The following is a 12185-nucleotide window of genomic DNA, read 5'->3' on the forward strand; positions in this document are numbered from 1 at the left end:
TTCAGGCGCCGAAGCCGCCATCGACGTTGAGAACGGTACCGGTGACGAAGGAGGCGTCCGGGCTCGCGAGGAACACGATGCCGGCTGCGACTTCCTCGGGACGGCCGAAGCGCTGCAGCGCGTGCTGCTTGCGCTGGGCTTCCGCGAAGTCGCGGTCGTCATCCGGATTCATGTCGGTGTTGATCGAGCCGGGCTGTACGACGTTGACGGTGATGCCGCGCGGGCCGAGATCGCGCGCCGCGCCCTTGGTGTAGCCGACGACGGCCGCCTTGGTCGCAACGTAGTCGGCAAGACCGGGGAACGAGGCGCGATCGGCCAGCATCGAGCCGACGGTGACGATGCGGCCGCCTTCACCCATCAACTGCGAACCCGCGCGGATCGCGGCGATGACGCCGTGCACGTTGACCTGGTCCTGACGTTCCAGCGCGGCAGTGTCGGCATCGGCATCGTCGGTCGCACCGCCAGCAGCGACGCCGGCATTGTTGACGAGAATGTCGAGATGGCCGAATTCCTTTGCGACGTCGTTCACGAGCTTCGTGACGTCCTTGGCCGAGGCCTGGTCTGCCTTGAAGGCGCGGGCCTTGACGCCCCGGGCCCTCAACTCGGTAACGACCGCCTCGGCCTTTTCGGGCGAAGCGACGTAGCTGATGGCGACGTCGGCGCCTTCATCGGCGAGGGCGCGGGCAGCGGCCGCGCCGATGCCGCGCGATCCGCCAGTGACGAGGGCAACCTTTCCTGAGAGCTTCTTGGTCATTGGATTTCTTGTCCTGAATTTCTGATGACCCTTGGATAAGCCTCCCCCCTTGGTATAGAAATAGAAACTGTTGAAACCTATTGTTTCGATAAATTCACTGATCGGATCGGCCCCATGGCAAAACTCCCGGATTTCGAAGCGCTGGCGATTTTCGCAAAAGTCGTGGAATTACGGTCATTTGCGGGGGCCGCGAGCGAGCTGGCGATGTCCAAGGCGACGGTGTCCAAGGCCGTCACGCGGCTGGAGGAGCGGCTCGGCGCGCGGCTGTTCAACCGCACGTCCCGCCGGCTTGCGCTGACCGACGCGGGGCACAAGCTCGCCGAGCGCGCGACGCGCCTCTTGACCGACGGCGAAGCGGCGGAGAATGAGGCGCTGGCGCAATCGGTCGCGCCGCGCGGGCTGGTGCGGCTCGCCGTGCCGATGACGTTCGGGATCAAGGCGGTGGCGCCGCTGCTGCCGGAATTCTTTGAGGCCTATCCGGAGGTCTCTGTCGATCTGCATTTGAGTGACGCGACGATCGACCTGATAGGCGAGGGCTTTGACATGGCGGTGCGGATCGCGCGGCTGCCGGACTCCTCGCTGATCGCACGGCGCCTCTTCACCATGCCGCGCTTCACCGTGGCCGCGCCGTCCTATCTGAAGAAGCACGGACGGCCGACGCATCCGATGCACTTGGCCGAGCACAAATGCTTCAGCTACGCCTACCTGTCGACGCCCAACATCTGGCACTACACCAATTCGGCCGGCGAGCAGGCCAGCGTGCGCCCGGGCGGTCAGCTCCGCGTCAACAATGGCGAAGCCGTGATGCCGGCGCTGATCGCGGGCCTCGGCATCGCCGAACTGCCCGAGTTCATCGTCGGTGAAGCAATTTCGTCGGGGGCCGTCGAAGTGATCCTGAAGGACTGGAAGCAGGCCGAAGGTGCTGTGCATCTGGTGACGCCCCCCGGCGGCCCGCGTCCCGCCCGCGTCGAAGCGCTCGGCGATTTCCTCGCCGCCAAGCTGCCGGGCATGTGCAAGCGGCGGCCGCGCGGGAAGGCCAAGACGTCATAGAACGAGCGGTATGAACCGTCGCGTCATTGCGAGCGCTGCGAAGCAATCCAGAGCGCCTCCGGCGAGAGATTCTGGATGGCTTCGTCGCAAGCGCTCCTCGCAATGTCAGTAGCGCCAACTACAACACGTTGACGCCATTGCTCGCCACGATGCGCAAGGCTGGCTTGAGTGTGTCTTCCAGCTGCACCTTCAATTCGTGCACGCGCGGATCCGTCGAGTGCGCGGCGCAGATGGCATATTGACGGACGGATTGCACCAAGGCGTGGCGCGCTTCCGGTGTCCGCGTCAGTTCGGGCGCTGAAAGCCGCAGCACGATCGCGGCGAGATTCACCAGCATCTCGTCCAAGGCGATGTCGATGGTCGCGAATTTTCCCATGGCGGCCTCCCTTGCAGGTTAACCGAGGGTGTGGGGCTGCGTTCCGGAGCGGGCCAAACATGGCTAACGCTTCGTAAACGGCTTGTTCTTGCCGATCGCCACGCTAGGCTGGCGGCGAAACAAGAAGAAATCGAGGAGGGACCTGCCATGGATCGACGCGATATCCTGCGCGCCGCTGCTGCACTGCCGTTGCTGCGCGTTGCGTTACCTGGTCCGGCCTTCGCGCAAACCTATCCGGTGCGCAACATCACGATGATCGTGCCGTTTCCGGCCGGCGGACAGGCCGATCTCGCAGCGCGGCCGGTGGCGATGGCGCTCGAGCGGATCCTGGGCAAGCCCGTCATCGTCGACAACCGTGCCGGAGGCGGCGGCGGCTCGGTCGGCAATGCCGCGGCGGCACGCGCCGAACCCGACGGTTACACGCTGTTGATGACGCTGTCCTCGCTCGCGGTGCTGCCCGAGGCCGATCGGCTGTTCGACCGCCCCGTCGCCTACGAAGTCTCGCAGTTCATGCCGATCGCGCGCGTGCTCGCCGATCCCACGCTGCTCGCGGTGCCGGCCTCGGCGCCATGGAAGACTGCGCAGGAGTTCGTCGAGGATGCGAAGAAGCGGCCGGGCCAGATCACCTATGGCTCGTCAGGGCCCTACGGCACGCTGCATGTGGCGATGGAGATGTTCGCCAACAGCGCGGACATCAAATTGCTGCACGTGCCGTTCCGCGGCGCAGGCCCGGCGCTGACCGCGCTGCTCAGCGGCACCGTGCAGGCGATCGCAGCCGCACCGGGGACGCTGAAGCCGCAGGTCGACGACGGCAAGCTGCGCGTGCTCGGCAATTGCGGCGCGCGGCGCATCGCGAGCTTTCCCGACGTGCCGACCTTCCAGGAACTCGGCTACAAGGACGTCGAGATGTACATCTGGGCCGGACTCTTCGCACAGAGTTCTCTTCCCGCACCAATCGCGACCCGCTTGCGCGAGGCGATGGCGCAGGTGATGACGAGTCCCGACGTGCTCAAGGCCTTCGAGACCTCCGGCAGCCTGGTCGCCTATCAGGATGCGCCGGCGTTTGCGCAATTCGTCGCGACCGACAGCACGCGGCTGATTGCGGCGGTGAAGAAGATCGGCAAGGTGGAGTAGGTTCCAGCGCCGTTTTCACATTTTTTTGTTGGTCCATAACCGGCTCCCGCCCCATTGATGGAGGAGATACCAAGGAAATCGACGTCGGAAATTGAGAAGGATCGGGACATGCGAACACAGCGAATTGCGCTGGGTGTCGTGCTCGCGATCGGCGGCATGGTGGCGCCGGGCGCAGCATTCGCCGAAGAATATCGCGGGACCATGGAACAGCAGATGGCCTGCACGCCGGACGTCTGGCGTCTGTGCAGCGATCAGATTCCGGACGTCGGCCGGATCACTGCCTGCCTGCGGCAGAATACGCCGCAACTGTCGAGCGGCTGCCGCGCCGTCTTCCAGTCCAACAATCAGATGCCGCCGCAGCAGCAGGTGCAACGCAACCGCGCCGCACCGCAGCCGCGCTACGACAACGCGCCGCCGCCTCCTTCGCAAGTGCAGCCGCGCCCCTATGACGACAGCGACGATTAGGCTTTCTTGAACGCGTGATCCGGACGAGGCGCGCGGCGCGAAGATGTCGTGGTGTCGCCTCGTTCAGCGCTCGGTTCTGCTGTCCGATTCAGGTCGGTTTCCGAGCACCATGCGCATCAGCACACCGAAGAAAATGGCTGCGACCGGCCAATGGAACCAGATCCTGTGGCTGGTCATGAGATTGATCACAATCAGGAAGGCGGAAATGGTCAGGGCGGCTGCGACCGGGCGGGGCACCCTTGTGAGCCACTCCGAGACGACATTCGTCGGCGACGATGGCGCGCGCCTCTCGTCCACCCAACGAGCACGCGACCGTTCTGAGGGAGGTGCGCTGTCCTGGATGCCGAAGCTCGCCGGCCCGGCGGGCTGGCCGCCCAGCGTCAGCCGGTAACTGGTCAGGGGAGCAATGTTCTTCATCGGACGCTGGCCGAGGCAGTCGAAGCCGACGGACAATTTGTTATGCACCTGGTCGTAGACGGAGCTCGAGATCACGACCCCGCCGGGCTCGGCAAGCTCTTGCAGCCGCGATGCGATATTGACCCCGTCGCCGTAGATGTCCGAGCCGTCCACCATGACATCGCCAAGATTGATGCCGATGCGAAACTGCATCGGGCTCGCCTGGGTCGAAGCCTGACTGGCGATTTCCTGCTGGATCTCGACGGCGCATTGCACGGCCTCGACGACGCTGGCGAACTCGGCGATGATGGCATCGCCCCAGGTGTTGACGATGCGGCCGTCATGGCGCTCGACCAATCGCGCAATAGCCGTGCGGTAGCGGCGGAGCGTCTCCAGCGTTCCGGTCTCGTCCGCTTCCATGAGACGCGAATAGCCGTAAACGTCGGCGCACAGCACGGTGGTTAGTCGTCGTTTCACCTTGTCGTCGGTCATCGTCGCCATGCTAGCCTCCCTGACCGGCAAATGCACCAGAGATCGTATCCGGTGCCGCCTTACGTCCTGACCTCGCAGACATCGACCCATTCGGCGGCGGTCAGTTCGGCCATGCGGTAGGGGGTGATGCGTACCGCGCTGTGGGTCGAGCCCGCGGCCGGCACCACCACCTCGAACGCCTTCAGCGACACGTCGCAATAAACCGGCAGCGGCGACTTCAGGCCGAACGGGCAGACGCCGCCGACCTCGTGCCCGGTGATCTCGGCAACCTCTTCCAGCCCCAGCATCTTCGGCTTGCCGCCGAATTGCGCCTTGACCTTCTTGTTGTCCATCCGCGAGGTGCCGGCGGCCACGATCAGGATGACGCGTTCTCCGACGCGCAAGCTCAGCGTCTTGGCGATCATGCCGGGCTCGACACCATAGGCTTCGGCGGCCAGCGGCACTGTGGCCGAGCTGACCTCGGATTCGATGACGGTGATGTCGGGGGCTTTCTCGGCGAAAAAGGCGCGAACGGATTCCAGGCTCATTCCAGTCAGCTCATGTCCAGACTTGCGGGCGGCGGCGATGCTAAGCGATCCCCGGGAGCTCGGACAGCGAGCGGACGCTGTGGTCCGGCGCAAAGCCAAGCTCGTCCATCTGGGTGCGGATCGCCTTGAACATGGTCAGCGGTGCCATGAGTTCATTCTCGACGCAAGCCATCGCCATCGCCTCCGGCGTCACCCGCTCGATCCAGGCGACGTTGAGCCCGAACGACTTCGCTTCCGCCACGTCCCAAGGATTGGACGACACGAACAGAACCTCATGCGGCGCGGTGCCGAGCTTTTCACCGATCAGCTCATAGGCTGCCGGGCTCGGCTTGAAGATCTTCTTCGCGTCGACGCTGATGGTCGCATCCAGCAGGCGGTCGAGCCCGGAATTGCGCACCAGCGCGTTCAGCATGTCCGGACTGCCGTTGGAGAGAATGGCGAGCTTGCGCGGCTTCAGTGCGGTGAGGGCTACAGTCGCATCCGGGTAGAGATCGAGATGCAGGTACTTCTCGATCACGCGCTCGAACGCCTCGTTCTCATAGACGAGCCCAAGCATGCGCAGCGTGTAGGCCAGCGAGTCGCGGGTGACCGCAGCGAAATCCTGGTAGCGCCCCATCAGCGAGCGCAGCCAGGTGTATTCGAGCTGCTTGATGCGCCAGACCTGCGTGATGATCTCGCCATAGCCCGGAAACGCATCCTCGGTGATGTCAGCGACCGACTGGATGTCGTAGAGCGTCCCGTAAGCGTCGAAGACGACGGCGTTGCTCATCGGCTGTCCTTTCGCGCGTGCAGTCGCAATCACTTCGACATCATCGTCAGCTCACTAAGGTCAGCCGGCTAGCCAGTCGTCGGCTGGCGTTCTCGCCGCGTCCAGGTCGCCCGCTCGGCGAAGACCTGGCTGACCTCGTCCATGTGCTCCGTGCCCCACGTGCAGAGCGGCACCAGAGCCTGGGCCAGGCTGTGGCCCAGCGGTGTGAGGCTGTAGTCCACCCGCGGCGGCACTTCCTTGTAGTCGGTCCGCTTCACGAGCCCATCGGCCTCCAGCTCCTTCAGTTGCTGTATCAGCACCTTGTCGCTGACGTCGCGGATGGCGCGGCGGAGTTCGCCGTAGCGGGTCGGGCCGTCCTGGGCGACGAAGTACAGGATCAGCGGTTTCCACTTGCCGGCGATGACCCGCAAGGTCGCATCCAAGCCGCAGGTGAACCCGGGCAAGGTGGGCGTGCAGCTCTGGACCGATGTTGGCGCCTGTACAGGCGAAGGAGTCGTGTCTGACATTCTTGGGTACTTACCAAAAGGTGCATACTTGTCGATAGGTGGGTACGCCGCCAGCTCAGTGCAACCTCAGTGAAGGAGCACATCATGAGCAGACTAGAAGGCAAGACGGCAGTGGTGACGGGCGGCGGAACCGGCATCGGATTTGGAGCGGCGAAGCGCTTCATCGACGAAGGTGCGTTCGTCTACATCTTCGGCCGGCGGCAGGAGCAGCTCGACGCCGCAGTGGCGAAGCTTGGATCCCAGGCGCGTGTCGTCAGGGGCTCGGTGACGGATCTGGCCGACCTCGACAGTCTCTATGAGACAGTGAAGAAAGAACGAGGCACGCTCGACATCCTGTTCGCCAATGCCGGCACCGGGCTGTTCGCGCCGCTCGGCGAGATCACGCCCGAACACTACGATCACATCTTCGACGTCAACGTGAAGGGATTGGTGTTCTCCGTGCAAAAGGCGCTGCCGCTGATGACGAAGGGCGCGTCGATCATCCTGACCGGGTCGAGCACGGGCGTGATGGGAACGCCGCAGTTCAGCATCTACAGCGCGACCAAGGCCGCGGTCCGCAATCTGGCGCGGAGCTGGGCGCAGGACCTGCGCGGCACCGGCATCCGCGTCAACGTGCTGTCTCCGGGGCCGACCAAGACCGAGCTGGCACTGGAGATCGTCGGCGAGGAGGCGTTCGACGCGCTCGGCAGCACGACGCCGCTCGGCCGCGTGGCGGCACCGTCGGAGACCGGAGCGGTCGCCGCGTTCCTGGCGTCGTCGGACAGCAGCTTCATGACCGGCAGCGAGGTGTTCGTGGACGGCGGCCTCGCTCAGATCTGAGGATCCGAGCATCCAAACGCGAGGGCTTCGATCATTGTGATCGAAGCCCTCAACGTTGACGAAGCCGCCGCTAGATCCCCAGCAGCTTGCGCGCGTTGGCTTTGAGCACCTTCGGCCGGATCTCGTCACGGATCTCGATCTTGGCGAAGTCAGACAGCCAGCGGTCGGGCGTGATCACCGGCCAGTCCGAGCCAAACAGCATCTTGTCCTGCAGGATCGAGTTGATGTAGCGCACCAGGATCGGCGGGAAGTATTTCGGTGACCAGCCGGAGAGGTCGATATAGACGTTCGGCTTATGGGTCGCGACCGACAGCGCCTCTTCCTGCCAGGGGAAGGAGGGGTGGGCGAGGATGATCTTGAGGTCGGGGAAATCCGCCGCGACGTCGTCCATGTACATCGGGTTGGAATATTTTAGCCGCATGCCCATGCCGCCCGGCATGCCCGAGCCGACGCCGGTCTGGCCGGTGTGGAACAGCGCGATCGCGCCGCCATTGTTGATCTCTTCGTAGAGCGGATAGGCCATGCGATCGTTGGCGTAGAAGCCCTGCATGGTCGGATGGAATTTGAAGCCGCGCACGCCATATTCCTCGATCAGCTTGCGCGCCTCGCGCACGCCGAGCTTGCCCTTGTGCGGGTCGATCGAGACGAAGGGGATCAGGACGTCGAGATGGTCGGAGGCGATCTCCAGCATTTCCTCGTTCTTGTAGCGGCGGAAGCCGGTCTCGCGCTCGGCGTCGACCGGGAAGATCACAGCGGCGATGTTCTTGGAACGGTAGTAGGCTGCGGTCTCCGGCACGGTCGGCGGATGCTTGTGCGGCGACTTGAAGTAGTCGGCCATCTGCGCCTGGAAATCGTCATATCCGTCGTCGGGATGGGTGCCGCAGGGCTCCTCGGCATGGGTGTGGATGTCGATGGCGACGACTTTGTCGATATCAGGCAGCTTCAGCTTCGGCATTGGTTTCCTCCCGACCGGTTGCCAAATTGATTATATGATATAACGAACTTGGCAAGGCGTCGTGACAAAACCCCTGATGTCCTTGGCGATAAATCGGCCCGATCCGGCCGCTTCTACTGTGCATGGGGTTGTTTTCGAGATTTTGCTGGGGTGGACCGGGGCAGTTAACATTGACATGACCTCCCGCCATGCCTTAAGAACCGCCCCGTCCCGGGCGGTCGTCCGCCGGCGGGAAAAATCTCATTTTGCCACATTCGCGCGTGCCGAAACGGTAGTGCCGAACACGGCCTTTCGAACGTTCAGGATTCTGCCATGAAGGTCCGTAACTCCCTGAAGTCGCTGCGCGGTCGCCATCGCGCCAACCGCCTGGTCCGCCGCAAGGGCCGGGTCTATGTGATCAACAAGGTGCAGCGCCGCTTCAAGGCTCGCCAGGGCTGATCAGCTCAAGGCTGATCCCTGCCGAGGGCCTTTTGCGCGCCCCCGAAGACCACTGCTCACACGAGTTTGACGCCGCCTTTGCTTTGCAAGGGCGGCTTTACGCGTTTAGACTTTGATCATGGCAGTGAGATTCCTTTTCGCGCGCACTTTGTGTCTGGCCCTCCTGCTGGGAACCGGGGGCCTTGAGCCGGCGCTGGCGCAGGCTGACCCTCCGGCGCCGCCCGGCAAGCAGAAGAAGCTCCCGGAAGCGCCGGCCAAGCTGCCCAAGGTCGATCGCACCAAGAATCTCGATTTCCTGTTCGGCGCGTTGAAGGCGGCGCCCGATGAGGCCAGCGCCAAGCATGTCGAGGCGCGGATCTGGGCGATCTGGCTGCAGACCCCGAGCGACACCGCGTCCTTGTTGATGTCGCGGGCGAAGACCGCGGTCGACGCCAAGAAGATCGATGTCGCGATCAAGCTGCTGGATTCGGTCATCAAGCTTCGGCCCGACTATATCGAGGCCTGGAACCGGCGCGCTACGCTCTATTACATGCAGAACGACTATGGCCGTTCACTCGCCGACATCCAGCAGGTGCTGATCCGGGAGCCGCGCCATTTCGGTGCGCTCGCAGGCCTCGGCATGATCATGCAGGAGGTCGGCGACGAGAAGCGCGCGCTCGATGCCTATCGCAAGGCGCTGGCCGTCAACCCGCACCTCGAGAAGATTCCCGACCAGGTCAAATCGCTGACCGAGAAGGTCGAAGGCCGGGATATTTAGCCTCGAAATCGATCATGTCTTGAGTGAACGCGGCCGCTTCGGGTTAACCACGATCGGAAGCGCGGCATCGTGAGCACTATTGCCGGCGCCGCCGCAGGCCTACCTGCATGGCAGGAGCAAAAGCCATGAAGCGTTTGATCTTTGCAGGTGTGTTGCTGCTGGCATCGGGGACGGTGAGCCTCGCCGACGGATTGTTCTGGGTGGTCGGCAACCGCGCCACCGGAAAATGCAACATCGTGACCAGCAATCCGGTCATCATCGGCGATATCTGGTTCGGCGACGGTCCCTACAAGTCGAAGGCCGATGCCAAGCTTGCCCGCTCGACCATCCGCGCCTGTCCCGCGCCCACGCCGGACGAGGAAAAGGAAGAGGACGGGACGAACTAGTCGAGCCGCTTCAATGCAGCGCGTTGCCGCCGCGTTCGACCAGGCCGCGATCGATGGCTGCGGCGTAAGCCTTTGCCAGCTCCGTTTCCAGGTGCTCGTTGATCAGCAGAAGCGCCCGCACGGCACCACGCAGATCGCCGTTGCAGCTCGCCACGATCTCGTCGATCGCAGTGTCGTTCGATCTGAAGCTCATCGAAAATCCTCCGGTTCAAACCAGGACAATTACCGGGCTTTCCTAACAATCCCCTGAGTTGAGAGGAGGATCGGCATTCATCCAAGGTTAAATGGCGGAACCGACCGTGGCGATTATATGGAGACCGTGGTGACGGCCGGATGAAGCCGTTCCGGCGCCGGCAGGGCGCGCGGAGTGCCGTTGATTTCATTGACCTTTCTGATTTTAAATTATGCACATATCCACAGCCCCGGTAATTTCGGTGGACTTATTGAGAGCCGGCAGGGCGAAACTGCCGCTTACGAGGCTCGTAGCTACCCTGTGCCCTGGATCGTCCGGATTCCCTCCATGATCGTGATGTCAGTCGTGACGGCGCTGGTTCTGCTGGCGCTGGTCACTCAGGCTGGAATCGTCGCCGTGCAACGCGCCTATCCGCCGCACGGCGGGATGGTCGAGGTCGACGGCGCGACGCTTCACGTCGTCGATATCGGCCCGCGCGATGCAGGATTGCCGATCGTGATGCTGCACGGCGCGAGCTCCAATCTCGAAGCGATGCGGCGCCCGCTCGGCGACCTCCTCGCCAAGGACCATCGCGTCATTCTCGTCGACCGTCCCGGCCATGGCTGGAGCACGCGCGCGCGGCGGCAGGATTCTACGCCGCAGATCCAGGCGCGGATGATCGACGAGGCGCTTGGCAAGCTTGGAATCGATCGCGCGGTCTTCGTCGTTCATTCCTGGAGTGGTGCGCTGGGCGCGCGGATTGCGCTCGACCATCCCGGCCGCGTCGCCGGTCTCGTCATGCTCGCCCCCGTCACCCATCCCTGGCGCGGCGGCGTCGGCCGTTACAACGAGATCATCGCAACGCCGGTGATCGGTCCGCTGCTCGCCTACACCATCACCCTGCCGCTCGGCTATTTTCTGGCCGAGCCCGGTGCGCGCAGCGTATTCCTGCCGCAGATGATGCCGGATGGATTCGTGCAGGACTCCGCGACTCCGCTGCTGCTTCGCCCGCGCGAGTTCATCGCCAATGCCTATGATCTCGTGACGCTGAAGCAGGCGGTGACGGCACAAGTCGCGCGCTACGGCGAGATCACGGCGCCGGTCACGATCATCGCCGGCGAGCCCGATACGACGGTGAAGACCAACATCCACGCGCGCCCGTTCGCGGCGATGGTACAGCAAACGAAGCTGATCGTGCTGCCCGATCTCGGCCATATGGTGCAGAACGTCGTGCCGGAGCTCGTGAAGACGGAAATCGAGACGATGATCGGCAAAATCGCGCCGGCGCAGGCGGCGGCGGATTAGACGTTCGAGCTCTCGTAGGGTAGGCAAAGGCGCACTTGCGCCGTGCCCACGATGTCTCGATGACAGTAAAAAGACGTGGGCGCGCTTCGTTTTGTCCACCCTACGGCAGCTGCCTGTGTCGGCCTCTGTCAATCCGCAAGCGCGAAAAGATTCCGCTTTACCGAAATTCGGTTTCGGCGTATGTGTCACCCATCCCGGCTCACCCAGGAGGGGCGACGTGAAGTCGTCACGTTCGCGAGCCGGGCTTGCGGTGGACGCGGCAGCGTCGGCACGAAAGGCGCGGGCAGGGCGGGTAGTCCCTGTGAGCCCGAGGCCACGTGCGGACGACGGCGCTGTCAGGCTTCGTCTCGCTCGTAAGTTTCCGGCTCCGTCGACAGGGCCGGGAATACTGCGGCGACATGGCGGGCCGTGCGTACGGCAAAACCGTGTGGTCCTGGCCGTCGTTGCCACGGTCAAGCCGTTCGGAGATGTGCGCGAGCCCAACCGGGCAGACGGCATCGTCAATTCGAACGGCGAGGGAGGCCAGAAGGAATGGTCGGCTCCCGGGAGATCACGGCATAAGCCGTCCAGCCACTGCGCAGGGAAGGCCGAGTGATCGGCGACACCTGTATGCTGCTGTGCGGTTCTTCCTGCGTGTGCATTTTCGCGCAGCGGACCGCGGGTGCCAGCCGGCACCCGGCCTTCCCTGCGCCCTCTTGGATTAGAGGGTGGAGCGACGAAGCAAAGCTCGGGCGAAACGCGCCGCGGGAACGAGAAGGCGTGTCTGCTGCCACACACTCAGTGTGATCGCCAGGCCAGTGCGCAACTGCGCACAAGGACCGGGACCCAGTCCTCAAGACGGCACTGATCGAAACACGAAGCCGCAGCTTGCTGGATTCCCGCCT

16 protein-coding genes are annotated in these 12185 nt (G+C 63.8%); 8 read left to right on the forward strand and 8 right to left on the reverse strand.

What is annotated here, in order from left to right:
• Position 1: 1 nt before the first annotated feature.
• Positions 2–754 carry an SDR family NAD(P)-dependent oxidoreductase gene (locus tag JQ580_RS14115; RefSeq protein ID WP_212280628.1) on the reverse strand — a complete coding sequence of 251 codons (753 nt, stop codon included), beginning with the start codon at positions 752–754 and terminating at the stop codon, positions 2–4.
• A gap of 114 nt (positions 755–868) precedes the next feature.
• On the opposite strand from JQ580_RS14115, the gene JQ580_RS14120 reads away from it, so the two are divergent.
• Positions 869–1804, forward strand: coding sequence for a LysR family transcriptional regulator (locus JQ580_RS14120; protein WP_212280629.1), 936 nt, complete (start codon positions 869–871; stop codon positions 1802–1804).
• A gap of 118 nt (positions 1805–1922) precedes the next feature.
• Here JQ580_RS14120 and JQ580_RS14125 read toward each other — a convergent pair whose 3' ends face one another.
• Positions 1923–2180 carry a hypothetical protein gene (locus JQ580_RS14125; RefSeq protein ID WP_212280630.1) on the reverse strand — a complete coding sequence of 86 codons (258 nt, stop codon included), beginning with the start codon at positions 2178–2180 and terminating at the stop codon, positions 1923–1925.
• Between the two features lie 147 nt (positions 2181–2327).
• On the opposite strand from JQ580_RS14125, the gene JQ580_RS14130 reads away from it, so the two are divergent.
• Both JQ580_RS14130 and JQ580_RS14135 read left to right on the forward strand, forming a co-directional pair.
• Entirely contained in the window at positions 2328–3314 is a 987-nt protein-coding gene (locus JQ580_RS14130; RefSeq protein WP_212280632.1) for a tripartite tricarboxylate transporter substrate binding protein, read from the forward strand.
• A 108-nt stretch (positions 3315–3422) separates the two neighbouring features.
• Positions 3423–3779 carry a hypothetical protein gene (locus JQ580_RS14135; protein WP_212280633.1) on the forward strand — a complete coding sequence of 119 codons (357 nt, stop codon included), beginning with the start codon at positions 3423–3425 and terminating at the stop codon, positions 3777–3779.
• A 63-nt stretch (positions 3780–3842) separates the two neighbouring features.
• On the opposite strand, the gene JQ580_RS14140 is transcribed toward JQ580_RS14135, so the two are convergent.
• The 4 genes from JQ580_RS14140 to JQ580_RS14155 all read right to left on the reverse strand — a co-directional run bounded on the left by JQ580_RS14140 (position 3843) and on the right by JQ580_RS14155 (position 6406).
• Positions 3843–4667 carry an adenylate/guanylate cyclase domain-containing protein gene (locus tag JQ580_RS14140; RefSeq protein ID WP_212280813.1) on the reverse strand — a complete coding sequence of 275 codons (825 nt, stop codon included), beginning with the start codon at positions 4665–4667 and terminating at the stop codon, positions 3843–3845.
• Positions 4668–4726: 59 nt separating this feature from the next.
• A complete protein-coding gene (locus tag JQ580_RS14145) occupies positions 4727–5194 on the reverse strand; it encodes a YbaK/EbsC family protein (protein WP_212280634.1) in 468 nt (155 codons plus the stop codon).
• A gap of 40 nt (positions 5195–5234) precedes the next feature.
• Complete coding sequence (locus JQ580_RS14150) at positions 5235–5963, reverse strand: haloacid dehalogenase type II (protein ID WP_212280637.1); 729 nt, start codon at positions 5961–5963, stop codon at positions 5235–5237.
• A 68-nt stretch (positions 5964–6031) separates the two neighbouring features.
• Positions 6032–6406, reverse strand: coding sequence for a winged helix-turn-helix transcriptional regulator (locus tag JQ580_RS14155; protein ID WP_212280638.1), 375 nt, complete (start codon positions 6404–6406; stop codon positions 6032–6034).
• Between the two features lie 147 nt (positions 6407–6553).
• Here JQ580_RS14155 and JQ580_RS14160 point away from each other — a divergent pair, with 147 nt between their 5' ends.
• Positions 6554–7288, forward strand: coding sequence for an SDR family NAD(P)-dependent oxidoreductase (locus tag JQ580_RS14160; RefSeq protein WP_212280640.1), 735 nt, complete (start codon positions 6554–6556; stop codon positions 7286–7288).
• 70 nt (positions 7289–7358) lie between these two features.
• On the opposite strand, the gene JQ580_RS14165 is transcribed toward JQ580_RS14160, so the two are convergent.
• On the reverse strand, positions 7359–8243 hold the full coding sequence (locus JQ580_RS14165) for an amidohydrolase family protein (RefSeq protein ID WP_212280642.1): 885 nt from the start codon (positions 8241–8243) through the stop codon (positions 7359–7361).
• Positions 8244–8555: 312 nt separating this feature from the next.
• Here JQ580_RS14165 and ykgO point away from each other — a divergent pair, with 312 nt between their 5' ends.
• From ykgO to JQ580_RS14180, 3 genes are all read left to right on the forward strand, one after another.
• Positions 8556–8681 carry a type B 50S ribosomal protein L36 gene (ykgO, locus tag JQ580_RS14170; protein ID WP_006611362.1) on the forward strand — a complete coding sequence of 42 codons (126 nt, stop codon included), beginning with the start codon at positions 8556–8558 and terminating at the stop codon, positions 8679–8681.
• Between the two features lie 118 nt (positions 8682–8799).
• Complete coding sequence (locus tag JQ580_RS14175) at positions 8800–9438, forward strand: tetratricopeptide repeat protein (RefSeq protein WP_212280643.1); 639 nt, start codon at positions 8800–8802, stop codon at positions 9436–9438.
• A gap of 125 nt (positions 9439–9563) precedes the next feature.
• Positions 9564–9824, forward strand: a complete 261-nt coding sequence (locus tag JQ580_RS14180; protein ID WP_212280644.1) for a hypothetical protein — start codon at positions 9564–9566, stop codon at positions 9822–9824.
• Positions 9825–9834: 10 nt separating this feature from the next.
• On the opposite strand, the gene JQ580_RS14185 is transcribed toward JQ580_RS14180, so the two are convergent.
• Entirely contained in the window at positions 9835–10017 is a 183-nt protein-coding gene (locus JQ580_RS14185) for a hypothetical protein (RefSeq protein WP_212280645.1), read from the reverse strand.
• 327 nt (positions 10018–10344) lie between these two features.
• Here JQ580_RS14185 and JQ580_RS14190 point away from each other — a divergent pair, with 327 nt between their 5' ends.
• A complete protein-coding gene (locus tag JQ580_RS14190) occupies positions 10345–11301 on the forward strand; it encodes an alpha/beta fold hydrolase (RefSeq protein WP_212280646.1) in 957 nt (318 codons plus the stop codon).
• Positions 11302–12185: the final 884 nt, after the last annotated feature.

The sequence above is a fragment of the Bradyrhizobium sp. SZCCT0148 genome (assembly GCF_018129985.1).
Taxonomy (GTDB): domain Bacteria; phylum Pseudomonadota; class Alphaproteobacteria; order Rhizobiales; family Xanthobacteraceae; genus Bradyrhizobium; species Bradyrhizobium japonicum_H.